Origin of the sequence: uncultured Oscillibacter sp. (assembly GCF_910579365.1) — a bacterium.
Classification (GTDB): Bacteria; Bacillota; Clostridia; order Oscillospirales; family Oscillospiraceae; genus Oscillibacter.
On sequence record NZ_CAJTUX010000010.1, the window covers coordinates 1 to 26,294 of the forward strand.

The following is a 26,294-nucleotide window of genomic DNA, read 5'->3' on the forward strand; positions in this document are numbered from 1 at the left end:
TACGAGATCGAGTAATGTGACTGGAGTTCAGACGTGTGCTCTTCCGATCTATCATGGAGATGTACCTGGATGGCCAGGAGGTTCCCCAGGAGAAAATCCGGACAGCCATCCGCAAGGCCACCATTGCCAATGAAATGGTTCCCGTTACCTGCGGCACGTCCTATAAGAACAAGGGCGTGCAGAAGATGCTGGACGCCATTGTGGACTTCATGCCCGCGCCCACGGACATCCCCGCCATCAAGGGCGTGAACCCCAAGACCGACGAAGAGGACGAGCGTCCCTCGGACGACAACGCGCCCTTCTCCGCCCTGGCTTTCAAAATCATGACCGACCCCTATGTGGGCCGCCTGAGCTTTTTCCGGGTCTATTCCGGACATCTCACCACCGGCTCCACCGTGCTCAACAGCACGAAGAATGTCAAGGAGCGCGTTGGCCGCATCCTTCAGATGCACGCTAATCACCGCGAGGACATTGAGGAAGTCTTCTCCGGCGATATCGAGGCCGCCGTGGGTCTGAAGCACACCACCACCGGCGACACCCTCTGCGATGAGAAGGCCCCCATCATTCTGGAGTCCATGGAGTTCCCCGAGCCCGTTATTCGCGTGGCCATTGAGCCCAAGACCAAGGCGGGCCAGGAGAAAATGACCATCGGCCTCATCAAGCTGGCCGAGGAGGATCCCACCTTCAAGACCTACACCGATGAGGAGACGGGTCAGACCATTATCGCCGGCATGGGCGAGCTCCATTTAGAGATCATTGTGGACCGCCTCCTTCGGGAGTTTAAGGTGGAGGCCAACGTGGGCGCTCCCCAGGTGGCCTACAAGGAGACCATCAAGAAGACGGTGGAGCAGGACACCAAGTATGCCCGCCAGTCCGGCGGCAAGGGCCAATACGGCCACGTCAAGATTCGCGTGGAGCCCAACGAGTCCGGCAAGGGGTACGAGTTTGTCAACGCCATTGTGGGCGGCGCGATTCCCAAGGAGTATATTCCCGCCGTTGATGCGGGTATCCAGGGCGCGATGAACGCCGGCGTCATGGCCGGATTCCCCGTAGTGGACGTGAAAGTCACGCTGTATGACGGCTCTTATCATGAGGTGGACTCCTCTGAAATGGCGTTCAAGATTGCCGGTTCCATGGCGTTTAAGGAGGCTTGCCGCAAGGCTGGTGCCACGTTGCTGGAGCCGATCATGAAGGTTTCCGTCATTGTGCCTGACGAGTATCTGGGCACGGTGATCGGCGATTTGACCGCCCGCCGGGGCCAGATTCAGGGACAGGAAGCCCGTCCCGGCGCGCAGCAGGTGGACGCTCTGGTGCCTCTGGCCAATATGTTTGGTTACGCCACCGATCTGCGTTCCAGTACGCAGGGCCGCGGTCAGTACTCGATGGAGCCTCACAGCTATGAGGAGATTCCCAAGAGCATCGCGGAGAAGATCGTGGAGACCCGGGTGAAGAGCAACTGACTTTTTTGCGGTTCGCTGGAAACCCTTTGGCCGAAAATGGGAAAAAGGGATTGATTTTCCAGCCGGAATGCTGTAAAATAAACATTGCTGATTATCGTTTCGCAATGCCGTACCGCAATTGAACATTTATTAGGAGGATTTTCAAATGGCTAAGCAGAAATTTGAAAGAACCAAACCCCATGTCAACATTGGCACCATCGGCCACGTTGACCACGGCAAGACCACTCTGACCGCTGCCATTACCAAGTGGCTGTCTTATCAGGGCAAGGCGGAGTTCGAGGCTTATGACAGCATCGACAAGGCCCCCGAAGAGAAGGCTCGTGGTATCACGATCAACACCGCTCACGTGGAGTATGAGACCGAGAAGCGTCACTATGCCCACGTCGACTGCCCGGGCCACGCCGACTATATCAAGAACATGATCACCGGCGCTGCGCAGATGGACGGCGCGATCCTGGTCATCGCCGCTTCCGACGGCCCCATGGCTCAGACCCGTGAGCACATCCTGCTGGCCCGTCAGGTGGGCGTGCCCGCCATCGTGGTGTTCCTGAACAAGTGCGACCAGGTGGACGACGAGGAGCTGCTGGAGCTGGTGGAGATGGAAGTCCGCGAGCTGCTGAGCACCTACGAGTTCCCCGGCGACGACCTGCCCATCATCAAGGGCTCCGCGCTGAACGCTCTGGTGTCTGATTCCACCGATCCCAACGCCCCCGAGTATGCCTGCATCAAGGAGCTCATGGACGCGGTTGATGATTATATCCCCACTCCTCCCCGCGACGACTCTCTGCCCTTCCTCATGCCTGTCGAGGACGTGTTCACCATCTCCGGCCGCGGCACCGTCGCTACCGGCCGTGTGGAGCGCGGACAGCTGAAGCTGAGCGAGGAAGTCGAGATCGTCGGCCTGGCGGAAGAGACCAAGAAGACCGTCGTCACGGGTATCGAGATGTTCCACAAGCTGCTGGACTTCGCCGAGGCCGGCGACAACATCGGCGTTCTGCTCCGCGGCATCGACCGCAATGGCATTGAGCGCGGCCAGGTTCTGGCGAAGCCCAAGTCCATCAACCCCCACACCAAGTTCAAGGGCCAGGTCTACGTTCTGTCCAAGGACGAGGGTGGCCGTCACACTCCCTTCTTCAACAACTATCGTCCTCAGTTCTATTTCCGTACCACCGACGTCACCGGCGTCATCTCCCTGCCCGAGGGCACCGAGATGTGCATGCCCGGCGATAACGTCGAGATGGCTGTTGAGCTGATCACCCCCATCGCCATTGAGAAGGGCCTCCGCTTCGCTATCCGCGAGGGCGGCCGTACCGTTGGTTCCGGCGCTGTTACCGACATTGCCGAGTAATGAGTTCTTAAAAAAGGACTGCCGCAAAGCGGCAGTCCTTTTTTTGGCGCGAATTTTGTCATTCCATTTGAATAAGCGGCAATTGAAAACCGCCGGCTCCGGAGGCGCAGATATCTCCGGCAACCGGAACTTCCTCGCAGACATAAAGATTGGCCTGCACGCCCTCGGAATTCCCCGAGTCGTTGATGACGGCATAGGTGAACCGGGCAACCTGCTTTCCGAGACAGCGGCGCAGGTCGAAGCCCTGAGGAAGCTGTATCTCATTGTAAGAGAGGTAAGGCTCCTCCAGTTCCGCAGGCAGCAAAAATTGCAGCGTTTCGATCGGCTCCGGCTCCACTTTCCACCCTAAGGACTGGAGATAGGTTATCCGTTCCTCATTGGTTGTCAGCTTGGGAAGCGGCGCCTCCGGTTCTGCTGGTGTCCGGCCCGTTAAGAGAATCAGCGCCGCCATTACTACGCCCATGAAAATGACGGCGGCAACGGCTTTCTTTCGGGAAAACTTTGCGGTCCAAATTAACATATCAATCCCTCCTGACAGTTCCTTATTCATTTTCCGAGAAAAATATGATACAATGAAACAAGCAATTCCAAAAACAGGCCGGAAAGGGGAGAGACGCCGTGGAAAAACAGCGGCTGGATAAGATCATCGCCTCCACAGGAAAATGGTCCCGCCGGGAAGTCCGGGAGCTGGCGCGGATGGGACAGGTACTGGTAGATGGGGTTTCCATTCGCTCGGCAGAGGAAAAGGTAAATCCGGAGGCGGTAAGCATTACCGTTAACGGCGAGGTGCTGTGCTACCGCCGTTATACCTGGATTATGCTGAACAAGCCGGCAGGCTGCCTCTCCGCCACAGAGGATGGAAGAGGCAGGACTGTGCTGGATTTGCTGCCCCAAGACCTTCAGCGGCAGAATTTATTTCCCGTGGGCCGGCTGGACAAGGATACGGAAGGCTTGCTGCTGCTGACCAACGAGGGGGAGCTGGCTCATGCCTTGCTGTCGCCAAGGCGGCATGTGGACAAAGTGTACTACGCCCGTACGGACGGACGGCTGACGGAGGCGGACGTCCGCGCTTTCGCCGTGGGCCTGTCCTTGGAGGACGGACTTCAATGCCAGCCCGCAAAGCTGGAGATTCTTTCCGCAGGGGAGCAGAGTGAGGCTTATGTCACACTGCGGGAGGGGAAATTTCATCAGGTGAAACGAATGCTGGCCGCCCGAGGAAACCCCGTTCTGTATCTGGAGCGGGTGCAAATGGGGAATTTGTCCTTGGACCGAACGCTCTCCCGGGGGGCTTTTCGCTTTTTGACCGAGGAGGAGATTGCTGCGCTCCATGCCCTTGTATAGTTCTTAGAAAAAGCTCGAATACTTACCAAAAAGAGAATGAGTTTTTTGTTGAAAAAAGAAAAAACATCTTGCAATTTGGTGAAGTTGACGATATAATATAGATGTTTTATAAGTGGATCAATGCTTCCCCGGTATTTTAGGTGAGGAGGACGGCCATGTCTGGGAGAATTTATCAAAATGTGGTATTGCAGTTGAAGGAAAATACGGATCGCACGATAGGCGTTATGGATGGGGAAGGCGTGGTGATTGCTTGCAGTGAGCTCTCCCTCATCGGGCAGCGGTGGACGGAGTATATCCCCGTGGTGAATAACGCCGCCGGTGCGCTGATTTCCTCAGACGGTAGGACCTTCAAAGCGCTGAATGGGTGGGGAAATCAGTTCGATTACGCCGCCTTCGCCTTTGGGGAGAATGATGTCAGCAAGGCCGTTTGCTCGGTGGCCACCGTGGCGCTGAACGCCGCAAAGGCCTATTACGAGGAGAAGCATGACCGGGGTTCGTTTATTAAGGATATTATCTCCGACAACATCATGTTGGGCGATATCTATATGCGGGCCAAAGAATTGCGGGTTACCGCCGACGTGGCCCGGGGGGTCTTTGTGGTTCGGTCTCTCAAGAAGGGAGAGTCGGTTCCTACAGATGTCGTGCAGGCCATGTTCCCTGACCGGCAGAATGATTTTGTCCTCAGCATCGGAGACGGGGACGTGGTGCTGGTCCGGCAAATGCCGGAAGGCGCGGGCTTCCGGGAGCTGAATAAGATCGCCTCCTCCATTGAAGAAAGTCTGCGCTCCGGCACGGAGAGCACGGTTGTTGTAGGCATCGGCACCATCGCGACCCATTTGCGGGATTTGGCCAAATCCTATAAGGAAGCGCAGATTTCCATTGATGTGGGCAAGGTCTTTGATACGGAGAAATATGTCATCAATTATGAGAATCTTGGAATCGGCCGCCTGATCTACCAGTTGCCCACCACGCTTTGCGAGATGTTTCTTCAGGAGGTCTTTAAAAAGAATCCCATTGATGCCTTGGATAAGGAGACGCTCTTCACCATTCACCGTTTCTTTGAGAACAACCTGAACGTCTCCGAAACTGCCCGGAAGCTCTTCGTTCACCGGAACACGCTGGTTTACCGGCTGGAGAAAATCAAAAAGCTGACGGGCCTGGACCTGCGGGAGTTTGACGACGCCATTACCTTCAAGGTGGCGCTGATGGTCAAAAAATACCTGACTTCCCGCGGAATTGACTCTTGACGGTTGCGCGGCGGACAAGCGTCCGCCGCTTTCTTTTGTACAGCGTCCTTCACCTGAGCTTGACAAAGCCTTTGGGGCATGATAGAGTATCCGATAGTACTATTGCAATAGTTTGCCGGCTTTTTTGGGTTGCGCCACATTGACGGGAACCGTTGTTTATGCTACAATAACATTCGAATTATGTCGACCGCCGGACGCTTGTCCTGTTTTCCGACACCAATTGGAGGCGCTTATATGGTAGAATCAGAGAACGCCATCATCGAGTTAAGGGACGTGGAAATGGAATACGATAACGGGACCAAGGCCATCCAAGGTATTTCCATGCGCATCAGGCCCGGTGAATTCGTTTTCCTGGTGGGGCCCTCCGGCTCCGGAAAATCCACCATCATCAAACTTCTCACCGGGGAAGTGGAGCCCAACGCGGGCCGGGTCCGGGTCAACGGGTTTTCTACCCGGAACATCTCGGAACGGCAGATTCCCCTGATGCGCCGGACGCTGGGGGTCATTTTCCAGGATTTCCGCCTGATCGAGAAAAAGACGGTTTATGACAATCTGGCGTTTGTCATGCGGGCCGTGGGGGCCTCCGCCCGGGAGAGCCGGCAGAGGATTCCCTATGTGTTGCAGCTGGTGGGACTGGAACAGAAGGCCTACAGCTATCCAAATGAACTCTCCGGCGGCGAGCAGCAGCGGGTGGCCATCGCGCGGGCCCTGGTAAACAACCCGGATACCATCATCGCCGACGAGCCCACTGGCAACCTGGACCCGGAGCGCTCCCTGGAGCTGATGGATTTGCTGGTGAAAATCAACGAACTGGGCACCACCATGGTGGTGGTGACCCACGAAAAGGACCTGGTGGACCATTTCGGCAAACGGGTGGTCACCATCGATTCCGGCCGGATTATCAACGACAGTATCGGCGGCTATGTGGGAGGACGCATTCATGGGTAAGCACAATTTCGGATACTTTGTCCATGAAGGGTTTTCCAACATGTTCAGTCATGGCTTCATGAGTTTTGCCGCCATCGGCATCACCGTGGCCTGTCTTCTCATCATGGGCACCTTTACGCTGGTGGCGGTGAACGCCAATGGCCTTTTGGAGGATCTGGAGCAGGAAAATGAGATGCTGGCCTTTGTGGATGAGAACTTTGAGGATACCCACGCGCTCCAGCAGAAGCTGGAGGCCATCCCCAATGTGGAGTCCGTCGATTTCATCAGCCGCCAGGAGGCTATGGAGCGCTTTACAGAGCAGTATCCCGATGAGGAGATGTTTCAGGACCTGGACCCCAATATCCTGCGGGACCGTTTTTCCTTGAAAATCATCAATCTGGAGCGTATCTCCCAAACCAGAGCGGCGGTGGCGGCCGTGAACGGAATTGCCCGCGTCAACGCCTCGGAGGAGGTGGCCGGGGGCTTTATCGCCCTTCGAAATGTGGCGACGGTGGTCTGTGTGGCCCTGATTGCGATCTTGTTCGTGGTGTCCGTCTTTATCATCTCCAATACCATCCGCCTCACCACCTTTGACCGGCGGGAGGAGATCGCCATCATGCGGATGGTAGGGGCCACCAACGGTTTCATTCGCTGGCCCTTTGTGTACGAGGGCTTCCTCATGGGATTCCTGGGGGCGTCCATCGCCTTTTTGATGCAGTGGGGGCTCTATGAGGCGGTGGCCCGGGGCGTCAACACCAGCGACGCGCTCCAGCTCATTGATGTGATTCCCTTTCAGGAACTGCGGGTCCCGGTAGCCAGCTCTTTCGCGGCGGCGGGCATCTTTATTGGCGTGGGAGGCAGCCTTTCCGCCATTCGGAAGTATTTGCAGGTCTGAGAGGAGGGCGGTATGAAGCGAAACTGCAAACGGTTTCTCCGTTCACTGCCGGTTCTGGCTCTGGCCTTGTGTCTGGTGCTGGCAGACCTGACTCCCGCTGCGGCGGTGACCCAGGCGGACATTGACGCGCTGAAGAGCGACGCCAAGGATCTGGCCCAGGAGAAAAAAGAGATTCAGGCGCAGATCGACAAACTTTCTGCGGATATCAGCAACACGCTGGAGCGCAAGCGCCTCTTGGACAATCAGATCAGTTTGACGGAGGAGGAGATTGCCAATAAGGAAGAGGAAATCCAGACGTATGAAAATCTGATTTCCCAGACGGCGGAGGAGCTGGCGGATGCCGAGGCCCGGGAAGCGGCTCAGTACGAGCTGTTCTGCAAGCGGGTCCGGGCCATGGAGGAGCAGGGGAAGGTGGAATATTGGTCCGTCTTGTTCCGGGCCAACAGCTTTTCAGACCTCCTGGGCCGGCTGGACGTCGTCAACGAGATTATGGAGTACGACCAGCGGGTAATTGACGATCTGAAGACGCTCCAGGCCATTACCGCCGAAAAGCAGGCGGAGCTGGAGGGACAGAAGAATGCCTCCGAGGAGGCCAAGGCGGAGCTGGAGACCAAGAAGCGGGACCTGGATTCCCAGCGGGACGCGGCGAACGCCCTGGTAGCTAAGCTCCGGGCCCAGCAGCAGGAGCAGGAGAACGCGCTGGACGACCTCTCTGACGAGGAGGAGGCGGTCCAGGCCCGCATCAAGTCCCTGATTAAGAAGATGGAGGAGGAAGAGGCGGCCCGCCGGGCGGCCCAGGGCCAGGCCGGCCCCACCTCCAACCCCGGCGGGTACATCTGGCCGACCAACAGCCGTTATATCACCTCCACGGTGGGAGGCCGGGACTCTCCCGGCGGCATCGGCTCCACCAACCACAAGGGAACCGATATCGGCCGGGTGGGCTATAACAGCAGCATCTACGCCGCTAAGGCGGGACAGGTCATCATCTCGGAGTACTCTAAATCCTACGGGAACTATGTGGTAGTCTATCACGGTCCCGGCAACTCCACACTCTATGCCCACATGAGCAGCCGGAAGGTCAGCGTGGGCCAGCAGGTGAAGCAGGGGGATGTTTTGGGCATCACCGGCTCCACCGGCAATTCCACCGGCCCTCACCTTCATTTTGAGGTCAAGGAAAACAACACGATCATCAATCCCATCGCCAAGGGTTACCTTACGGGCTATACCCTGTCTTCCTCGGCATAATCTGGCCTCCCGCCCCATATCATGGGGCGGGAGGTAGTGTTTTATGGTAGGTTTATTGACATGGGCGGACCCCCAAAAGGGGCAGCGGAGCGTTTGCCTGGAAGAGCGGATCCTTCTGCGGATGCGGTTTTTACAGGCGGAGATCGTAAAAAGCTCCCACGCGGCGGTGCTCCGCCGCCGTGTGGGGGCGGCGGGGAAGAAGCTCCGGAAGCGGGGCGTAACCCAAGTAGTGCTGCCGGAGGAATTTCCCTTTGGGGAGGCGCTTACAAAGTGCGGCCTGCGGCCTGTGTCTACCCTGGCTCTCCGGCGGGCCGTGGCGGCGGATTGGGTTCGGGCGGGACTGGCGGCGAAAGGGCAGCCGGTAGCCGGAGCCCGGGTGGCGGTCACAGCGGCGGCGCTGACAGGGGAGGTGGTCCGGGCGGTGACGGAGCTGAGCCTCCGGCACCGTTATGTGCTGCTGGACCTGCCCTACGGCGGGGAGGAGCTCTGCCGCCAGCTCCGTCGGGAGTATGGCGTGTCGCTGCTGCTGGGGCCCTCCAAGGACCAGCTGGAGGGGGCGGAAGCCCTGATTCTTTTCGACTCCCGGACGGATTTGTCCCTGAAAAATCCGGTGGCCCTGCGGCTCTATGATGAGAAGCAGGCGCTGCCGTCTCTGACTCTGCCGCCCAGTTTGGAGAAGGAGCTGCCCGAGGGGGCGGACCGGGGCCAGCTGCTGGCGGCCCTCCGGGAGGCGGGGGCCTTGAAGCGGGAGCAGATTGTCCTGGGCATATGAGAACCGCTTTCCCCAGTGCTGAACAGGCCGCCGTCTTCAAAACGGCGGCCTGTTCAACGCTGCGCGGGAAGATTCTACAGCCATACACCCCAGTCGCCATAGTAAAATTTGCCGCTGCCATGACACAGTTTCCCCTCCGCTTTCAGCGTTCGGAACGCGTCCCGCATACGGATTATGATTTCCGGTTCGATGTTCAGCGAATGGTGTGCGGGAAACACTTTCTTTACAGGCAGCGCCGCAAGTTCTTCCAGGGAAGCAAGATAGGCCTCCGGATCGGTGGAGGGATAATAGGCAAACAGAACATCCTTGTAAACCAGATCGCCGGTAAATAAGTATCCCCGCTCTTTTTCCCAAAAACACAGGTGCCCCGGGGAATGTCCGGGGGTGTGCAGTACTTCGATTTCCCGGCCTCCGAGGTCTATGATTTCGTGATTGGTCAACACTTTGGTTGGCGTACCCTGAAAAAACGCATAGCGGTTCACATCAAATCCGTCAGGCAGGTCGCAGCGGTCAACGACCATTTCCTTGATAGTCTCCAGCGGCAATGGGAATTCGCCGTTCAGCCAATTCAATTCTGCGGCGTGCGCGTAAAAATCCGGGAAATGGGAATGTCCCCCTATGTGGTCCCAGTGGATGTGGGTAGCGATTGCCGTAACCGGCTTATCGGTGAGGGGCTGAACCGCATCGCATATATTTGAGATACCAAGGCCCGTGTCAATCAACAGGCTCCGGCTTTTGCCGTTCAATAGATAGCAGTGGGTTTCTTCCCAGTGGCGGTATTCGCTGATGATGTGCGTTTCTTCATCCATTCGGTCAATCGTAAACCAGCTGCGCATTTGCTCTCGCTCCTCCTGATACAAGTGTTCTGGTCTGATTTTACTACAGGCGCGGATTCAAGTCAAGGCGTGACCACGAAACCGTCAAAGGAGGATCGCGGGGCAAAAGGGAACCGCGGGGAGACTTGACATTCCCGGATACCTTCTATATAATATCATTTTGTAAAATTGCGCCCAGGGAATCTCTCCCTTGGATCAAGCATAGGAAGAAAGGAACTGTCCGACATGGCAAAAGAATACAAGATGAGTCAGGCCCGTTATGATGAGCTGCAGGAGGAACTGAACTATCTCAAAACGACCCGGTCTGACGAGGTGGCGGAGCAGATCAAGGTGGCTCGGGGCTTCGGAGATCTCAGCGAAAACAGCGAGTACGACGAGGCGAAGAACGAGCAGGGCAAACTGTACTCCCACATTGCGGAGGTAGAGGAGATTTTGCAGCATGCCGTCATCGTGGACGAGAGCAGCAATACCGACATGGTGGCCATCGGCTGTAAGGTGACGGTGGAAGGACCCGACGGGAAGGCCTTGCCGACACCCTATACGATTGTGGGCTCTCAGGAGTCCGACCCCATGCATGGCATTATCTCCGAGGAATCCCCCTTCGGGAAGGCCCTCATCGGCGCGAAGGAAGGGGACACCGTCACTGTGGAGGCTCCCCGGGGAAGCATCCGCTATAAGGTGCTGAAAATTGAGCGCTGAACCGCTGTTATGTAAGGAGAGAGAGCATGGCTGAACAAATGAAGAACCAACAGCAGGACCTGGGCCAGCAGACCAAGGTCCGCCGGGAGAAGCTGGCGGAGCTCCAGGCCGCCGGAGAAGACCCCTTTCAGCTGACCCGCTTTGACTGGGATGTCACATCCGGGCAGATCAAGGAGAACTTTGACGCCATGGAGGGAAGGCCCGTGAAGGTGGCCGGCCGTCTTATGAGCAAGCGGGGAATGGGTAAGGTCAGCTTTTGCGACTTGCAGGATAAGGATGGCCGCATCCAGCTCTATGCCCGCCAGGACGAGATGGACGAGGCGGTCTATAAGAAGTTCAAGAAGTTTGACATCGGCGACATCGTGGGAGTGGACGGCGAGGTCTTTCGCACGCAGCGGGGGGAGATGAGCGTTCGGGCGAAGACCATCACCCTTCTGTCGAAGTCCCTTCTGCCCCTGCCGGAGAAGTTCCACGGCTTGCAGGACAAGGAGCTGCGCTACCGGCAGCGGTATGTGGACCTGATGGTCAATCCGGATGTGAAGAACAACTTCCTCATCCGCTCCAAATTCATCCAGTATATGCGCCGCTATCTGGATGAGCGGGGATATATCGAAGTGGAGACGCCGGTGCTGAATACCCTGGCCGGCGGCGCGGCGGCCAGACCCTTTGTCACTCACCATAACACGCTGGACATTGACATGTATATGCGTATCGCCACGGAGCTGCCCTTGAAGCGGCTGATTGTGGGCGGTATGGACCGGGTGTATGAAATTGGCCGCATTTTCCGCAACGAGGGCATGGACCCCAAGCACAACCCAGAGTTTACAACGGTGGAGCTGTATCAGGCCTATACCGATTTTCACGGAATGATGGACGTGGCGGAGGGAATCATCTCCGGCGCGGCTCAGGAGATTTTGGGAAGCTATCAGGTGGAATGGCTGGGCCAGCAGATTGATTTAACCCCCGGATGGCGGCGGCTGACCATGGTGGACGCTGTGAAGGAATACGCGGGAGTGGATTTCGGAGCGATTTCCGGCGACGCCGAGGCTGTGGCCGCCGCCCAAAGCATTGGTGTGGAGCTGGCGGAGACGGCGGACAAGACCTGGGGCAACGCTCTGTACGCCTGTTTTGACCAGCGGGTGGAGGAAAAGCTGATTCAGCCTACCTTCATCACCATGTATCCGGTGGAGGTCTCTCCGCTGACCAAGCGGAGCCCGGCGGACCCCCGGCTGACGGAGCGGTTCGAGCTCTTCATCTGTCACAGTGAGCTGGCCAATGCCTATTCCGAGCTGAACGACCCCATTGACCAGCGCCGCCGCTTTGAGAAGCAGGCGGAGCTGCGGGACCGGGGCGACGACGAGACGGAGATGCTGGACGAGGATTTCTTGACAGCGCTGGAGTACGGTATGCCTCCTACCGGCGGCATGGGCATGGGGATTGACCGCTGCGTCATGTTGCTGACGGGGGCGGATACAATCCGGGATGTGATCTTGTTCCCCACCATGAAGCCGCTGGATTAAATTGCGGTGGGGAGAACCCGAGAAAAGAAGACGAATTTCATATATGCTATAGAAGAAGTACCAGCCTCCCGGCTGGTACTTCTTGCTGTTTTTAGAAGGGAGAAAGAAGGCCCTCTGTACGAAGCAGCCTATCCTAACAATTGCCGGTGTAGACATAGGACAAATACTCCCGCGCCGCCTCCGCCAGCCGAAAGACCTGCTCCGCCGGCGTAGGCGGGCGGTCCGTCATCCGGTAGCGGGGAAAGAACCGGGACAGGTGCAGAGGAATCTTCGGGCTGATTGCGGCAAGCCATTGCGCCAGTTCCCGAATTTCCTCTGCGCGGTCATTTTCTCCGGGGACCAGCAGAGTGGTCACCTCTACATGACACTGCTCCGCTGCCAAAACAATGGAGCGCATGACCGTCTTCAGGTCCCCGCCAAGCCGCCGGTACCATGTGGAGGTAAAGCCCTTCAGGTCGATGTTGGCGGCGTCAATCAGGGGCAGAAGCTCACGCCAGGGGGCCTCCTCTATGGCGCCGTTGGTGACCAGCACATTAACCATGCCCCGCTCATGGACCAGGGCGGCGCAGTCCCGGACATATTCAAAGCCGGTCAGAGGCTCGTTATAGGTGTAGGCCACGCCGATGTTCCCCTGTATGCGCAGCTCCGCCGCCTTGGCGGCCAACTGTTCCGGGGACACTTCCACAGTTGGGATATCCGATATCCCCGCCATGGAAATCTCATGATTCTGGCAGAAAGGACAGCGCAGATTGCATCCAAAGCTGCCTGCGGAAAGGATCAGTCCGCCGGGATGGAACCGGCGCAGAGGCTTTTTCTCAATGGGGTCCAGGGCCAGGCAGGTCAGCTTCCCATAGTTCAGCGAGACAACGGTCCCGTTCCGGCAGGCCCTGGCCTGGCAGAAGCCGCTTTCCCCCTCCTCCAGATGGCAGCGGCGGAAGCACAGCCCACAGATTACGCTCATGTGTGCCGCACCACCTCAAACCGCTCCAGGGTATAGTGTTCCTGTGCGCGGATGCCGCCCTTCTGGCGGGCGATCTCGATCTGCTGTTCCACGGTATCCACACCGTCCAAATCAGGCAGCAGCAAACCTCTCCGGCTGCCGCAGGACACAATTACACCGTACCGCTTGACATCCAGCCGGGCAGGAGAGTCGATTGGCTCCGGCGTGCCCAGCACGTCCACGCTGTACTCCAAACTGTCCAATTCCCCCGCCTGCACCGGAGAAAAGCGCGGGTCTCTGGAGCAGGCGGAGACGGCGTTTTGAATGATCTCCCAGGCCACGCTGGCGGTGGTGGGGCCGGTGGTGCCGATGCAGCCCCGCAGCTGGCCGTGGGTGTGGAGGGAGACAAAGGCTCCGGCGGCCTGTTCGGTCATCGCGCTGGGCAGGCCCTCCGGCAGGCGCTCCAGCGGTTTTCCCGTCTTAACGTAGGTTTCAAGGGATAGGCGGGCCAGCCGCACCCAAGGGTCCTCGGCGGTCTTCCGCTCTGCCAGTCGGGCCCGCTCCCATTCCTCGCACAGCTTGGCAAACTGGCGGCTCTTGTCCGGGCCGGCGACGGTAAAGACGGCCACGCCGTATCCCACGCCGAAGGTCCCCTCATAGCTGAGAAGGCGAGGGTTCACCGCCAGACCGTCCAGCGCCCCGGCCATGATCTGGAAGGAACGCAGACCGCACTCCGCCGCCTTGCCGCATAGTCCGGCGTCCATGGTGAGAAATTGCAGAAAATCTCCCGTCTCCATGGCCTGGGTTATGCAGCGGTCAAAGGCCGGTCCCTCCGGGGCGTAGCCGTAGGGGCCGTCGTCCTTCAGCTTATGAGAGAGGTCGCCGCTGGCCACAAATATCGCCCGGCGGCCCAAGACCTCCACGGCCTGGGCAATGCACTGGCCCAACCGGTAGTGCTCCAGAGGAGAGAAGCCGGACAGCCCGATACGCAGGATGGGGCAGTCCACCCCCGCGTCTCGGAGGAAGTACAGAGGGAGAAAGACGCCGTGGTCCAAGGCGGGATTCTGTTCTCCCAGGGTTCCGGCCTGAATGCCGTCCGCTTCCGCCTGGCGAATAAGCTCCTGCCGCAGTTCGGCGTCATACCGGACCTCCAGCCGGGTCTGGGGCGCGCCGAAAGCGGACATATCGCCGGAGGCGCCACTGCCGGGGGCGATATGGAAGTAATCGGCGTACATGACGGTATGGGGAGAGACGACGATCAGCACCTCCGGCGCCCATGCTGCCGCCTGTTTTGCGGCGGCGCGATAGGCGTCTATGGTGGTCTGGCCCCCCCGTTCTTGTCCGCGGCCTACGGAGGGAACAAGAATGGGAGGATGGGGAACAAGGATGGCTCCGAGGATTCGGCTTGCAATCATGTAAATCAACCTCTTTCTTGGCCAAGGAATACATTTTCAAACCGGCGAACAGGTTCCATAACCAGAATACCATGGTTCTGAAAAATAGCAAGCACACGTTCCATAAAATAATTTGGACAAACCCGGCATAGTGTGGGACGGGCTCTCATAGAGTGGAGTAACCAAAGAAAGGGGGAATCTCCCTTGCAAAAAAATGAACTCGTTTCCCGCTATGAACAAGCGGCATCCATCCTGCCCAGCCGCCTTCGAAAAGCGGCGCTGGCCCTCTCCGATGGGGAGAAGGCAGAAGCGGAAGAGCTGCGCCTCCGGGCGGGGCGGCCCATGACGGCGCTTCTGCCGGCAGGAGAGCTGCCGCTGGAGGCGGTGGTGGAGCCGGAGGAGCTGGAGACGCTCTGCGATCTCGCCACAGAGTTTTCCCGCTATGCTGCGGCGGAGACCATCCGGGAGGGGTTCCTGCCTGTCCGCGGGGGCTTCCGGGTGGGGCTCTGCGGCACCGCAGTGATGAAGGAAGGCGTGAATACGAATCTGAAAAACCTCTCCTCGGCGGTGATCCGTATCTCCAGAGAGCGGCGGGGCATCGCCGACCCCATCGCCCCCAAGCTATTTCGAAACGGCGGGTTCCTCAGCACGCTGATTCTGTCCCCTCCGGGAGGAGGGAAGACGACGCTTCTGCGGGATTTGATCCGCTGCCTCTCCGAGGGCGGGCCAGACTGGCCGTCTCAGAGACTTGCCCTCATTGACGAGCGGGGGGAGGTGGCGGTGGTCTATCAAGGCGCGCCCCAGATGGACATAGGGCCTCGAACCGACGTGTTGGACGCTTGCCCGAAGGCCCTGGGCATCCCCATGGTTCTCCGGGCCATGAATCCCCAGACCATCGCCGTAGATGAAATCACCGTTCGGGAGGATTTGGCGGCAATCTCCATGGCGGCGGGCTGCGGCGTGGGACTGCTGGCCACCATCCACGCATCGGGAGTGCCGGAGCTGCTGCAAAAGCCCCTTTACCGGCAGCTGCTGGAAAACCAGGTTTTCCGTGTGGCAGTCCGTATTCTGCGAAGTGAAAACGGACGGGCCTACGAGTTGGAGGAGCTGCCATGCTGAAGCTGCTGGGGAGCCTTCTCGTTGCCTCCGGAGGTACGCTGGCCTGGTATCTCCAGCGTCTGGAACGAAAGCGGACGCGGGACTTGATCTCCGATTTTCAGACGGCCTTCCGCAGAATGGGGGAGGAGGTACGGATGGCCAGGACGCCTCTGCCGGCGCTGCTTGCTGGACTGGCAGCGGGCTGCGGAGAGCCCGCCACCTCCTTTTTTGCCGCAGTATCCCAGGCCGCCGGAGAAGGGGAAGCGCTTCCGCAGGTCTGGCGGGAGCAGGCGGATGCGCTGCCCATGAGCGAGGGGGACAAGTCCGCCATTTCCGCCCTGGTGCAGGACCTGCAAGGCGATGAGGAGAAGGTCTGTAAAGCAATATCCCATGTCATCTATACACTGGCGAAAAGCACTGAGGAGGCGGAGCAAAAGCGCCCGGAAGAAGAGAAGCGGGCGGCCGCGCTGTGGTTCTCCGCCTCGGCGCTGCTGGTAATTTTACTGATCTAGAGGGACGAACGCATGGATGTGGATTTGATTTTCAAGATTGCCGCCATCGGCATTCTGGTGGCGGTGCTGAACCAGCTCTTGGTCCGTTCCGGCCGGGAGGAACAGGCCATGATGACAACCCTGGCGGGGTTGGTGGTGGTCTTGATGATGATGGTACAGGAGATCAGCGATCTCTTTGACCTCATCAAGACCCTCTTCAACTTTTAACCGTGGAGCTGTCGGTACAGGCGGCGGCGTTGTGCGTTGTGGCGGCGCTGCTGGCGCTGGTGGTGCGCCGGGGAAGTCCGGAGGCGGCGCTGCTGCTGACGCTTGGGGCCGCGGTGGTGGTGCTGCTGTCTCTGGCGGAGAGCCTGGAGCTTCTGATGGACTTTTTGGGCGAGCTGGTGGAGGAGAGCGGGCTGTCCCGGGAGCTGTTCATTCCCCTTTACAAAACCGTGGGCATCGCCCTGGTTGTGAAGCTGGGGGGCGGCCTCTGCCGGGACGCCGGGGAGTCGGCCCTGGCCTCGGTGGTGGAGACGGCGGGGGCGATCTGCGCCTTGATCGCCGCCCTGCCGCTGCTGCGGGCGGTGCTGGCGCTGCTGTTGGAGCTGATGCGATGAAACGATGGATTTGTTTGCTGTTCCTTCTTCTGGCCCTGACGGTGGACGTTCGGGCGGAAGAGCTGCCCCGCAGCCTGACGGACGCCCTGCCGGAGGCGGCGGAGGACATTCTGGATATCGACAGCCTCTCCGGTCCGGAGGGGTTTTCCCGGGGGCTGGCGGGAATCGCCGAGCGTCTGGCCGGAGAGGTGAAGTCCGTTCTGCGGCAGCGCGTCCGGGGCGCGGCGTCCATTCTGCTAGTGGCGGTGGCTTGCGGCGCGGTGGACGGGTTTGCCAAGGGGACCGGGGAGGGGAAGGCGGCGGCCTATCTGCCCATGGCGGGGGCCCTGGCGGTTACGCTGCTGACGGCGGGGAGCCTGGAGGATCTTATCGGCCTGGGGGTGGAGACCATTGGGGAGCTGAACCTCTTCTCCAAAGTCCTGCTGCCCACTCTGGCGGCGGCGACGGCGGCCTCCGGCGCGGTGAGTAGCGCCACATTCCAACAGGTGACCACTGTTTTTCTGGCGGATTTACTGATGGAGCTCATCGACGGGCTGCTGCTTCCGCTGGTCTATTTGTACATCGGAGCGCTGGCGGCCTCCAGCTGCCTGCCGGAAAACCGGCTTGGGGCCATCGCCGAGGCGCTGAAAAAGATCATCACCTGGATACTGACCTCCTCGCTGCTGCTCTTCACCGTGTACCTCTCCACGGTGCGGGTCGTGGCCGGGGCGGCGGACGGCGCCTCGGTGAAGGTGGCCAAGGCGGCCATCTCCGGCGTGGTGCCGGTGGTGGGAGGCATTATCGCCGAGGCGGCGGAGACCGTTCTGGCCGGAGCGGGGATGCTGAAAAACACCATCGGCGTCTTTGGAATGCTGGCGATTCTGGCCGCCTGTGCCTACCCCTTTTTGCAGCTGGGCGTCCAATATCTGCTGTACAAGCTCTCCGCCTTTCTGGCGGCGGCGGCGGGAGCCCCAGAGCTTCGGGAGCTGATTGACGGCCTGGGCGGGGCATTTGGTCTGGTTCTTGGCATGACGGGGAGCTGTGCCCTCTTGCTGCTGGTTTCCGTGCTCAGCTCCATCGCGGCGGTGACGCCATGATTGGGGCGGTGCGAAGCTGGATCACCTCCATCGCGGCGGTGACGCTGCTGCTGACCGTGGTCCAGGCCCTGGTTCCGGAGGGGACCCTTAAAAAAATAACCAGCTTCACCGGGGGACTGCTTCTGCTGGCGGTTCTGCTTCAGCCGGTGCTGCGGACGGACCTGGGGCGGCTGCGGCTGGACTTTTCCGACTACGAAAATGCCATCGGGGACCGGACGGCGGAGCTGGAGTCCGCCGGAAAAGAAGAGCTGGCGGCACTCATAGCCGGGCGGACAGCCGCATATATATCGGACAAAGCGGACGCGCTGGGTCTGGAGGTGACGGTCCGGGTGGAGACGGAGCCGGGGGCGGACGGGGAAGTTCCCCTCCCGGCCTTTGTGGAGCTGACGGGGCCCTATTCCCAGAGCCTGACGGACTGGATCGCGGGAGAGCTTGGAATTCCGGCGGAGAGGCAGGTTTGGCATGAAGGAAAAAACTAAAGGAGTGCGAAAGATATGGGACAGATACAAGTACGCGGCGCTGGTGGCGCTGATCGGCGCGGGACTGCTGCTGTGGCCCGGACTTGGAGAGCGGGAGACGTCTTCCAAGCCCCGTGCGGAGAACCGGGAGACTGCCCAGAGCGGCTGGGACCTCCAGACCATTCAGACGGAGATGGCGGACATCCTGGCGGCCATGGACGGCGTGGGGCAGGTGAAGGTGATGCTGACAGTGGATTCCGACGGGGAGCGGCAGCTGGCCCAGGACACACAGCTGAGCTACAGCGGGGACACCGCCGCGCCGGAGGACTATTCCCGCAGATCGGAGACGGTCCGTCTGGATGGTTCCGGCGGGGACGAGACGGTGGTGGTGCGGAGGACGTATCCCACCTACCGGGGGGCCCTGGTGGTCTGCCAGGGCGGCGGCAGCGCGGAGGTGCGGCTTGCGGTGACGGGGGCGGTGGCCGCTCTCACCGGACTGCCCACGGACCGCGTCACGGTGGCAAAATGGCAGTGATTATTTGGAGGAGGAAAGGGTCTATGAGCGCAAGATGGAAACGGAACGCAGTGGTGGCGGTGATGGCGGTGCTGGTCTGCTCGGCGGTGGCGCTGAACTGGATGTACACCGGCCAGGAAGCGCAGGACGCCTCCGGCAAGCTTCTGGGGGAGGCCCAGCTGGTTTCCGGCAGCGGGGACGCGAAGGACGGCGGAGCGCCGGCGGAGGGCGGGGAACCGGCCGGGCCGGAGGACGCCGCCGCCCCGGCGGACGAGGACACGGTCTACACCGGCTCGGATTACTTCGCCTCCGCCCGGCTGACCCGGCAGCAGGCCAGGGACAACGCCATCTCGCTTCTCCAGGAGGCGGCGGAGCAGGAAAACGCCGACCAGGCCGTAGCCAACGAGGCCTCGCAGGGCATCCAGGTCCTGGCGTCCTACACGCTGAAGGAGGCCCAGATTGAAAACCTGGTCACCGCCAAGGGCTACACGGACTGCGTGGCCTTCATGGGGGACGAGAGCGTCAGCGTGGTGGTGTCCACCAAGAGCGGAGAGCTGACGGCGGAGGACGTGGCCAAGATCACCGACATTACCATGACGGAGACCGGCTTCCCGGCGGGGGGCATCAAGATCATGGCGGCAAATTAGTGGTTGTAATTTCCGGCGGGATATGGTACAATAACTCAGCATGATTTCAGCAGGAAAACCCGCCGTGGAGTGGAACCCCATTTCACGAAGGAACGAAATAAGGAGAGGTACAGCATGGCCGAGAGCAAGGAATATATGACCCTGCCGGAGGAGAACGGCAGCATCAACATCTCGGAGGAGGTCATCGCCGCCATCGCCGTGGGCGCGGTCCGGGAGGTGGAGGGCGTCTCCGGTATGATGACGAATCTGGGCGGCAGCGTCAGCGATCTGGTGAACAACCGGAAAAACGCCCAGAAGGGCGTCCGGGGCGTGAAGATCGACATGACCGGCGCGGCGCTGGTTCTGGACCTGTATCTGACCGTGCGGTACGGCCACCCCATTCCCGAGGTGGCGGCCAACGCCCAGAAGGCCGTGTCCGGCGCGGTGGAGGCCATGACCGGCTGCCCGGTGGAGGCCGTCAACATCCATGTGGGCGGCGTGGCCCTGAACTGACGCCGGAGTGAACATCAGATAAAGGACGTAGAACTATGGTACGGAATACCGCCCGGGAGATTGCCATTCATCTCTCTTACGAATTGAACTTTACCGACAAGCCCGCGGAGGAGCTGCTGGACCAGCGCCTGACGGCGGAGGCCTTCGCCGGGCTGGCGGAGGAGGACGATCTTTACCGGGAAGCCCCCAACGCCAAACAGGCGGCGTATATCCGCCGCCTGGTCCGGGGCGTGCGGGAGCATGGGGCGGAGCTGGACGGCTATATTGAGAAATACGCCAAGGGCTGGAAGTTCTCCCGCATTCCCATGGTTGCCTCCGCCGTTATGCGGGTGGCCATGTACGAGGTGATGTACATGCCGGATATTCCCAACGCCGCCGCCATCAACGAGGCGGTGGAGATCGCCAAAAAGTACGAGATGCCGGAGACGGTGAAATTCATCAACGGCATTCTGGGCAGCTTCTCCCGGCAGGAGCTCTCCGAATAAAAACAGCAGAGCGGGCATGGGTGCACCATGTCCGGCTCTGCTTTTTCCCGTGGAGGGGTCCGGCGGGCCGGAACCTCCGTCTCTCCGGTCAGCGTTGGGGCACGGCGCCGGCCAGCCCCGCGCCGGTCCGCAGACCCAGGGTGAAGGCGTGGAGGGCTGTAAACTCCAGGCATTTGTCCATGGAGAGCCGTTCGGAGGCCGGAAGACTGTTCCGCACAAGGTCGAAATGGAAGCTGTAATCCCCCTTTTTCTGTGCGTCAATCTGGGGCCGGATATAGTTGGCGTGAAGCCAGAGCATGAAGTCGGACATAATGACCACCTTTCTTTTGAGACATTTTGGGAACATGAAATCTATTTCGTGCTCTTAGCATAGCATGAAATCCATTTCGTGTCAAGGAGTTATCATGGAATTTTCAGAAAGATTGCGGGCTTTGCGGATGGAACGCAAAGAGACTCAGGTGCAAGTTGCGGTGGCGGTTGGAATTACGGCCCGCCAGTACCAAGGACTTGAGGGGGCAACCAGCGTTCCTAATTTTTATAATCTCTGCGCCCTGGCAGACCATTTTGGCGTCAGCCTGGACTATCTGGCCGGGCGCTCCGACGAGAGGTAACTCATGGAACAGCACATTTTCGGCGTCGCCGAGGTCAATCAGCTGGTCAAGCTTCTGCTGGACGGAGAGCCTATGCTTCAGAACATTTATGTCCGGGGTGAGCTTTCCAATTATAAAATGTATCCCTCCGGGCACCATTACTTTACCTTAAAGGACCCGGAGGGGGCCCTTCGCTGCGTCATTTTCCGGGGACAGGCGTCCCGCCTCCGGTTCCGCCCGGAAAACGGCATGAAGGTCATTGCCCAGGGACGGATTACGGTCTTTCCCCGGGACGGGGCCTATCAGCTCTACTGTAACGCCCTGACTCCCGAAGGGGCGGGGGACCTGGCGGTTGCCTTCGAACAGCTTAAGGCTAAGCTCTATGCCGAGGGTCTTTTTGACCCGGCCCACAAGAAGCCCCTGCCGCTCTATCCGGAGAAAATCGCCATTGTCACCTCCTCCGCCGGCGCGGCGGTTCACGACATGATCCGCATTCTGCGACGGCGCTATCCTCTGGCGAAGGTGCTGTTGCTGCCCGTTCGGGTCCAGGGGGCCGAGGCTCCGCCGGAAATTGCCGGAGCCATTCGCTACGCCAACAAGTGGCGGGTGGGAGATGTCATCATCACCGGCCGGGGCGGCGGGTCCATGGAGGACCTGTGGGCCTTCAACGATGAGCGGGTGGCCAGGGCCATTTACGATTCGGAGCTGCCCGTCATCTCCGCCGTGGGCCACGAGCCGGACGTGACCATCTCCGATTTCGTGGCGGACGCCCGGGCGTCCACTCCCTCCAACGCGGCGGAAATTGCCGTGCCGGACCAGGAGGCCCTGCGGCAGTGGCTGGGGGGAGCAGCGTCCCGGATGGAGCAGAGCGAGGCCGCCCGGCTGGCGTCCGCGCGACAGAGACTGACGGCGCTGGCGGAAAAGCGGGTCCTTCGGGACCAGATGGCCTACGTCCAGGACAAGCGGATGGAACTGGTACACGTCCAGCAGCGGCTGGGGGACCTGTCCGCCGGGCTGGTGGCGGGAAAACGGCAGCGGGTGTCCGTCCTGGGGGCGGCGCTGGACGCTATGAGCCCCTTGAAGGTCCTGGGCCGGGGCTACGCCATGGCCCGCGGGCCCTCGGGCGAGATTTTAAGGACCTGGCAGGATGTTCAAACCGGGGAACGGGTGGCCGTGACCCTGGGAAAAGGGGGCTTTATCTGCACGGTGGACGAGCCCTATCAAGAGGAGGAGAACGCGCATGGCCGCGAAAAAAGTGACGTTTGAGCAGCAGATCGCCCGTCTGGAGGAGATCGTCTCCGCCCTGGAGCAGGGAGACGTTCAGCTTGCGGATTCCCTGGCCCTGTTTGAGGAAGGGACGAAGCTGATCGCCGCCTGTACCAAACAGCTGGATCAGGCGGAGCAGCAGGTGGTAAAGCTGATGAAGGGCCCCGGCGGCGCGCCGGAGGAGTTGCCCTTCGAAACCACGGAGGAGGCTTGAAGCATGGACTTTCAGCGGGAACTGGAGACGGCCCGGACAATGGTCGAAACCCGGCTGCGGGACTTTTTCCCCGGCGAAGGGCTGGAGGAGGCCATGCACTACAGCCTTCTGGCCGGCGGGAAGCGCATCCGGCCCATTCTAACCATGAAATTCTGTGAGGCGGCGGGGGGGTCCATGGAGGAGGCGCTGGATTTTGGCTGTGGAGTGGAAATGCTTCACACCTATTCTCTCATCCACGATGACCTGCCCTGCATGGACAACGACGACCTCCGCCGGGGGAAGCCCACCTGCCACAAGGTTTACGGCGAGTGCGTGGCCACCCTGGCGGGCGACGCCCTTCAGGCGGCGGCGTTTCGCACGGTGCTCTCCGCCGGGGGCCAATGGCGGCACGGCGGCGGCGCGTGCAAGGCGCTGGCGGCAAGGATTCTGGCGGAGGCCGCCGGGGAGACGGGCATGTGCGGCGGGCAGTACTGGGATACCATCGGCAACGGCCAGTCTCGTACCGCCGAGGCCCTGACGGAAATTAACGACCGGAAGACGGGAGCTTTGCTCCGGGCGGCGTGCATGATGGGCGTCGCCGCCTCTAAGGGCCGCCGGACAGTGGATGACGCTTGCATGGACGCCGCCAGGGATTACGCCACCAATCTTGGTCTGGCGTTTCAGATTCGGGACGACATTTTGGACGCGGTGTCCACCCGGGAAGAGCTTGGCAAACCCATCGGCTCCGATGCGGCGAACCAAAAGAGCACGTTTGCGGCTCTGTTGGGCATTCCGGCCTGTGAAGAGAAGGTTCGGACCTATACGGAACTGGCCAAAAAGGCGCTGAAAGGCTGCGGCTGGACGGGAGAGACGCGGTTTCTTCTGGAGCTGGCGGACAGTCTGGCGGTGCGGAAAAACTGAGCGGGTTTTTAAGCTGCTTTGGGAGGCGTTTTATGTCGATTTGGGAAAAGCTCCACAGCGGGGAGCTCTATCAATCTGCGGATGAGGAATTGCTTCGGGAGCAGGAGAGGTATCTTGACCGTTTGTATGCCTTCAACCACACCCGCCCCGCCGAGCAGGACCGCCGGACGGCCATTTTGCGCGAGCTGCTTGCCGAGTTTGGCGAGGGCAGCTACATTGAGCCGCCCTTTCACGCGAATTGGGGCGGCCATCATCTGCATATCGGGAAGAATGTTTACGCGAATTTTAACCTGACTGTTGTGGACGACACCCATATTTACGTGGGAGATTATACAAAATTCGGGCCCAATGTGGTGCTGGCCGCGGCGGGGCATCCGCTGTGGCCCGGGCTTCGGGAACAGGGCTATCAGTTCAACGCGCCCATTCGGATCGGAAGGGGCTGCTGGCTGGGGGCCGGCGTGATTGTTCTGCCCTGCGTCAGCATTGGGGACGGAACGGTCATCGGGGCGGGAAGCGTCGTCACCCGGGATATTCCGCCGGATTCCCTGGCCGTGGGAAATCCGTGCAGAGTTCTGCGCGCGCTGGGCGAGCATGACCGGAAATACTATTTCAAAGATCGGAAGATCGACGCGGAGCTGTTTCAATAGGCGCGGTGTCGAAAGCGGAGAAGAGAATCCATGGTTCGATCAAATTCCTTGGAAATCCGTTCCGGAGGGAAGAGGCCAATGGCAAAAGACATTTTGCATCAATTAGAGCAGGGCAAGGACGGCTTTTCCAAGGGGCAAAAGCGCATTGCCAGCTACATTCTGGAAAACTACGATAAGGCCGCTTTCATGACCGCCAGCCGTCTGGGCCTGCTGGCGGGAGTCAGCGAATCCACGGTTGTGCGCTTTGCCTCCGAGCTGGGGTACGACGGCTATCCCAGCATGCAGAGGGCCCTTCAGGACATGATCCGGAGCCGTCTGACGTCCACACAGCGCATACAGCAGGCGGGAAACCTGTTTTCCGGACAGGATATTCTGCCAGCGGTCCTCCAGTCTGATATTGACAAGCTGCGTCAAATGTCCGGCAGGATCGATCAACGGGAGTTCAGCCGGGTGCTGGACAAGATTATGAACAGCCGCCATATCTATATTCTGGGGGTTCGCTCCTCTTCCTTCGTGGCGGGCTACCTGCATTTTTACATGCACTTGCTGTCGGAAAATGTAACGCTGATCCAGTCCAACGCGGCAGGGGAGATGTTTGAGCAGATGCTTCGCATGGGAGACGGAGACGTGCTGATCGCCATCAGCTTTCCCCGCTATTCCAATGTCACCATCAATACGGTGAAGTTTGCCCGTGACCGGGGAGCCAGCATCATCGCCATTACGGACAACGAGCTCTCGCCGGTCTATCAGCTTTCGGACGCGGCGCTTCTGGCCCCCTGTGAAATGATTTCCTTTGTGGACTCTATGGTTGCGCCCTTGTCGCTGATCAACGCGCTGCTGGTGGCGCTGTCCAACCGGATGGGGGCGGACGTCTCCGGCACCTTTGCGGAGCTGGAGGAAATCTGGAATCGATATGGTGTGTTTGGCAGGGCAGACGATGAGTAGAGAAGTTCTGGTGGCCGGCGGCGGCGCCGCCGGCATGATGGCCGCCATTTCAGCGGCGGAATGCGGGGCCTCCGTTACGCTTCTGGAGCCCAACGAACGGCTTGGAAAAAAGCTGAACATTACCGGGAAAGGCCGCTGTAATGTGACCAATCATACCGGCCTTGAGGGATTACTGGCCAACATTCCGCGTAATGGGAAATTCCTTTACAGCGCTTTCTCCCGCTTCAATGCCCAGGATACCATGGCCTTTTTTGAGGAGCTTGGCGTCCCTTTGAAGACGGAGCGGGGGAACCGGGTGTTCCCGGTGTCGGACCGGGCCTTCGACATCAGCGCCGCGCTGGAACGGAGGCTTCGAAAGCAAAAGGTTTCCATTCTCAAGGACCGCGCCGTGTCCCTGGAAATTGAAAACGGCGGGGTGTCCGGCGTCAGAGGGGAGCGGGGGCGCTATCCGGCCTCTGCGGTGATTCTGGCCACCGGCGGCATCTCTTATCCCGCCACCGGCTCCACCGGCGAGGGCCACCGCATGGCTGCGGAAGCGGGGCACACGGTGACGCCTCTGCGGGGCTCTCTGGTACCGCTCCGGGATTTTGGAGTTGGAAAAACCCTACAAGGTCTCAGCCTCCGGAATGTGGGCTTGACGGTGTTGGAAGACAGCAGGAAAATCTATACGGACTTCGGGGAATTGGTGTTCACACATTTTGGCCTCAGCGGCCCCCTGATCCTGTCGGCCTCCGCTCATATGCGGCGGTTTGGGGAGCGGGCCTATCACCTGGAAATCGATTTGAAGCCCGCGCTGGACGAACAGACGCTGGACCGGCGGCTGCTGGGAGATTTTGAAAAGTACAGCAACCACGATTTCTGCAATGCGCTGAACGATCTGCTGCCCCAGAAGCTGATTCCGGAAATCGTTCGGGCCTCCGGCATTGATCCCCGCCAGAAAGTTCACGATATTACCCGGGAACAGCGCCGGGGACTGCTTCGGGTATTGAAATGTTTTCCCGTTGTGATCGCGGGACCCTGTCCGGTGACGGACGCCATCGTCACCTCCGGAGGCGTCAAGGTGGGGGAGGTCCATCCAGCTTCCATGGAGTCGAAGCTGGTACGGGGACTCTATTTTGCCGGGGAGATTCTGGATGTGGACGCATATACCGGCGGCTTCAATTTGCAGATTGCCTGGTCCACAGGCAGAGCCGCCGGGATTGCGGCGGCGAATGAAGATTAAACACT

Annotated in this window: 31 protein-coding genes and 1 pseudogene; 27 read left to right on the forward strand and 5 right to left on the reverse strand. The window is 59.9% G+C overall.

What is annotated here, in order from left to right; genetic code table 11:
- Positions 1-50: 50 nt before the first annotated feature.
- Together fusA and tuf are read left to right on the forward strand one after the other, a co-directional pair.
- Positions 51-1,460 (forward strand): annotated as a pseudogene (gene fusA, locus QZ329_RS04360) (elongation factor G); the annotation flags it as partial.
- A gap of 145 nt (positions 1,461-1,605) precedes the next feature.
- Positions 1,606-2,808, forward strand: coding sequence for an elongation factor Tu (tuf, locus tag QZ329_RS04365; RefSeq protein WP_295748691.1), 1,203 nt, complete (start codon positions 1,606-1,608; stop codon positions 2,806-2,808).
- 58 nt (positions 2,809-2,866) lie between these two features.
- On the opposite strand, the gene QZ329_RS04370 is transcribed toward tuf, so the two are convergent.
- Positions 2,867-3,328 (reverse strand): DUF4830 domain-containing protein, encoded by a 462-nt coding sequence (locus tag QZ329_RS04370; protein ID WP_295748694.1) that lies wholly within the window; start codon positions 3,326-3,328, stop codon positions 2,867-2,869.
- 98 nt (positions 3,329-3,426) lie between these two features.
- Between QZ329_RS04370 and QZ329_RS04375 the strand changes: the two genes are divergently transcribed.
- The 6 genes from QZ329_RS04375 (at position 3,427) to QZ329_RS04400 (ending at position 9,235) form a co-directional block, all read left to right on the forward strand.
- Positions 3,427-4,149, forward strand: a complete 723-nt coding sequence (locus QZ329_RS04375) for a pseudouridine synthase (protein WP_295748697.1) — start codon at positions 3,427-3,429, stop codon at positions 4,147-4,149.
- A 155-nt stretch (positions 4,150-4,304) separates the two neighbouring features.
- On the forward strand, positions 4,305-5,396 hold the full coding sequence (locus QZ329_RS04380; protein WP_295748700.1) for a helix-turn-helix domain-containing protein: 1,092 nt from the start codon (positions 4,305-4,307) through the stop codon (positions 5,394-5,396).
- Positions 5,397-5,651: 255 nt separating this feature from the next.
- Positions 5,652-6,344 (forward strand): cell division ATP-binding protein FtsE, encoded by a 693-nt coding sequence (ftsE, locus tag QZ329_RS04385; protein WP_295748877.1) that lies wholly within the window; start codon positions 5,652-5,654, stop codon positions 6,342-6,344.
- Positions 6,337-7,218 (forward strand): permease-like cell division protein FtsX, encoded by an 882-nt coding sequence (ftsX, locus tag QZ329_RS04390; RefSeq protein ID WP_295748703.1) that lies wholly within the window; start codon positions 6,337-6,339, stop codon positions 7,216-7,218. The genes ftsE and ftsX overlap by 8 nt, the downstream gene beginning before the upstream one ends.
- 12 nt (positions 7,219-7,230) lie before the next feature.
- Positions 7,231-8,463, forward strand: a complete 1,233-nt coding sequence (locus QZ329_RS04395; protein ID WP_295748706.1) for a peptidoglycan DD-metalloendopeptidase family protein — start codon at positions 7,231-7,233, stop codon at positions 8,461-8,463.
- Between the two features lie 43 nt (positions 8,464-8,506).
- Positions 8,507-9,235, forward strand: a complete 729-nt coding sequence (locus QZ329_RS04400) for a hypothetical protein (protein ID WP_295748707.1) — start codon at positions 8,507-8,509, stop codon at positions 9,233-9,235.
- Between the two features lie 74 nt (positions 9,236-9,309).
- On the opposite strand, the gene QZ329_RS04405 is transcribed toward QZ329_RS04400, so the two are convergent.
- Positions 9,310-10,071, reverse strand: coding sequence for an MBL fold metallo-hydrolase (locus QZ329_RS04405; RefSeq protein WP_295748710.1), 762 nt, complete (start codon positions 10,069-10,071; stop codon positions 9,310-9,312).
- A 225-nt stretch (positions 10,072-10,296) separates the two neighbouring features.
- Between QZ329_RS04405 and greA the strand changes: the two genes are divergently transcribed.
- Entirely contained in the window at positions 10,297-10,770 is a 474-nt protein-coding gene (gene greA, locus QZ329_RS04410; protein ID WP_295748713.1) for a transcription elongation factor GreA, read from the forward strand.
- A 26-nt stretch (positions 10,771-10,796) separates the two neighbouring features.
- On the forward strand, positions 10,797-12,290 hold the full coding sequence (gene lysS / locus QZ329_RS04415) for a lysine--tRNA ligase (RefSeq protein ID WP_295748716.1): 1,494 nt from the start codon (positions 10,797-10,799) through the stop codon (positions 12,288-12,290).
- A gap of 133 nt (positions 12,291-12,423) precedes the next feature.
- On the opposite strand, the gene amrS is transcribed toward lysS, so the two are convergent.
- Complete coding sequence (gene amrS / locus QZ329_RS04420; protein ID WP_295748719.1) at positions 12,424-13,251, reverse strand: AmmeMemoRadiSam system radical SAM enzyme; 828 nt, start codon at positions 13,249-13,251, stop codon at positions 12,424-12,426.
- Positions 13,248-14,645, reverse strand: a complete 1,398-nt coding sequence (gene amrA, locus QZ329_RS04425) for an AmmeMemoRadiSam system protein A (RefSeq protein ID WP_295748722.1) — start codon at positions 14,643-14,645, stop codon at positions 13,248-13,250. The genes amrS and amrA overlap by 4 nt, the downstream gene beginning before the upstream one ends.
- Before the next feature lie 183 nt (positions 14,646-14,828).
- Between amrA and QZ329_RS04430 the strand changes: the two genes are divergently transcribed.
- The 10 genes from QZ329_RS04430 to nusB all read left to right on the forward strand — a co-directional run bounded on the left by QZ329_RS04430 (position 14,829) and on the right by nusB (position 20,505).
- Entirely contained in the window at positions 14,829-15,743 is a 915-nt protein-coding gene (locus tag QZ329_RS04430; protein ID WP_295748725.1) for a stage III sporulation protein AA, read from the forward strand.
- Positions 15,737-16,234 (forward strand): stage III sporulation protein AB, encoded by a 498-nt coding sequence (locus tag QZ329_RS04435; protein ID WP_295748728.1) that lies wholly within the window; start codon positions 15,737-15,739, stop codon positions 16,232-16,234. Before QZ329_RS04430 ends, QZ329_RS04435 begins: the two co-directional genes overlap by 7 nt.
- 12 nt (positions 16,235-16,246) lie before the next feature.
- Positions 16,247-16,441: a stage III sporulation protein AC gene (gene spoIIIAC / locus QZ329_RS04440; protein WP_204790889.1), complete on the forward strand. Its 195-nt coding sequence runs from the start codon at positions 16,247-16,249 to the stop codon at positions 16,439-16,441.
- A gap of 2 nt (positions 16,442-16,443) precedes the next feature.
- On the forward strand, positions 16,444-16,833 hold the full coding sequence (locus QZ329_RS04445) for a SpoIIIAC/SpoIIIAD family protein (protein ID WP_325259101.1): 390 nt from the start codon (positions 16,444-16,446) through the stop codon (positions 16,831-16,833).
- A complete protein-coding gene (locus QZ329_RS04450; RefSeq protein WP_295748735.1) occupies positions 16,830-17,909 on the forward strand; it encodes a stage III sporulation protein AE in 1,080 nt (359 codons plus the stop codon). Before QZ329_RS04445 ends, QZ329_RS04450 begins: the two co-directional genes overlap by 4 nt.
- Positions 17,906-18,388 carry a stage III sporulation protein AF gene (locus QZ329_RS04455; protein WP_295748737.1) on the forward strand — a complete coding sequence of 161 codons (483 nt, stop codon included), beginning with the start codon at positions 17,906-17,908 and terminating at the stop codon, positions 18,386-18,388. Before QZ329_RS04450 ends, QZ329_RS04455 begins: the two co-directional genes overlap by 4 nt.
- A gap of 4 nt (positions 18,389-18,392) precedes the next feature.
- Positions 18,393-18,902: a hypothetical protein gene (locus QZ329_RS04460; RefSeq protein ID WP_295748739.1), complete on the forward strand. Its 510-nt coding sequence runs from the start codon at positions 18,393-18,395 to the stop codon at positions 18,900-18,902.
- Between the two features lie 23 nt (positions 18,903-18,925).
- Positions 18,926-19,528 carry a SpoIIIAH-like family protein gene (locus QZ329_RS04465; RefSeq protein ID WP_295748742.1) on the forward strand — a complete coding sequence of 201 codons (603 nt, stop codon included), beginning with the start codon at positions 18,926-18,928 and terminating at the stop codon, positions 19,526-19,528.
- 114 nt (positions 19,529-19,642) lie between these two features.
- Complete coding sequence (locus QZ329_RS04470; RefSeq protein WP_295748745.1) at positions 19,643-20,020, forward strand: Asp23/Gls24 family envelope stress response protein; 378 nt, start codon at positions 19,643-19,645, stop codon at positions 20,018-20,020.
- 35 nt (positions 20,021-20,055) lie between these two features.
- Entirely contained in the window at positions 20,056-20,505 is a 450-nt protein-coding gene (gene nusB, locus QZ329_RS04475) for a transcription antitermination factor NusB (protein ID WP_295748748.1), read from the forward strand.
- An 88-nt stretch (positions 20,506-20,593) separates the two neighbouring features.
- On the opposite strand, the gene QZ329_RS04480 is transcribed toward nusB, so the two are convergent.
- Positions 20,594-20,815: a hypothetical protein gene (locus tag QZ329_RS04480; RefSeq protein WP_295748751.1), complete on the reverse strand. Its 222-nt coding sequence runs from the start codon at positions 20,813-20,815 to the stop codon at positions 20,594-20,596.
- A 94-nt stretch (positions 20,816-20,909) separates the two neighbouring features.
- Between QZ329_RS04480 and QZ329_RS04485 the strand changes: the two genes are divergently transcribed.
- The 7 genes from QZ329_RS04485 (at position 20,910) to QZ329_RS04515 (ending at position 26,289) form a co-directional block, all read left to right on the forward strand.
- On the forward strand, positions 20,910-21,116 hold the full coding sequence (locus QZ329_RS04485; RefSeq protein ID WP_295748754.1) for a helix-turn-helix transcriptional regulator: 207 nt from the start codon (positions 20,910-20,912) through the stop codon (positions 21,114-21,116).
- Between the two features lie 3 nt (positions 21,117-21,119).
- The gene (gene xseA / locus QZ329_RS04490) at positions 21,120-22,361 is read left to right on the forward strand and encodes an exodeoxyribonuclease VII large subunit (protein ID WP_295748758.1); all 1,242 of its coding nucleotides are present in this window, start codon (positions 21,120-21,122) and stop codon (positions 22,359-22,361) included.
- Positions 22,336-22,575 (forward strand): exodeoxyribonuclease VII small subunit, encoded by a 240-nt coding sequence (gene xseB / locus QZ329_RS04495; RefSeq protein WP_295748760.1) that lies wholly within the window; start codon positions 22,336-22,338, stop codon positions 22,573-22,575. Before xseA ends, xseB begins: the two co-directional genes overlap by 26 nt.
- 3 nt (positions 22,576-22,578) lie before the next feature.
- Positions 22,579-23,475: a polyprenyl synthetase family protein gene (locus QZ329_RS04500; protein WP_295748763.1), complete on the forward strand. Its 897-nt coding sequence runs from the start codon at positions 22,579-22,581 to the stop codon at positions 23,473-23,475.
- Positions 23,476-23,507: 32 nt separating this feature from the next.
- Complete coding sequence (locus QZ329_RS04505) at positions 23,508-24,122, forward strand: sugar O-acetyltransferase (RefSeq protein ID WP_295748766.1); 615 nt, start codon at positions 23,508-23,510, stop codon at positions 24,120-24,122.
- A gap of 78 nt (positions 24,123-24,200) precedes the next feature.
- Complete coding sequence (locus QZ329_RS04510; protein ID WP_295748768.1) at positions 24,201-25,067, forward strand: MurR/RpiR family transcriptional regulator; 867 nt, start codon at positions 24,201-24,203, stop codon at positions 25,065-25,067.
- Positions 25,060-26,289, forward strand: coding sequence for an NAD(P)/FAD-dependent oxidoreductase (locus QZ329_RS04515; protein WP_295748771.1), 1,230 nt, complete (start codon positions 25,060-25,062; stop codon positions 26,287-26,289). Before QZ329_RS04510 ends, QZ329_RS04515 begins: the two co-directional genes overlap by 8 nt.
- Positions 26,290-26,294: the final 5 nt, after the last annotated feature.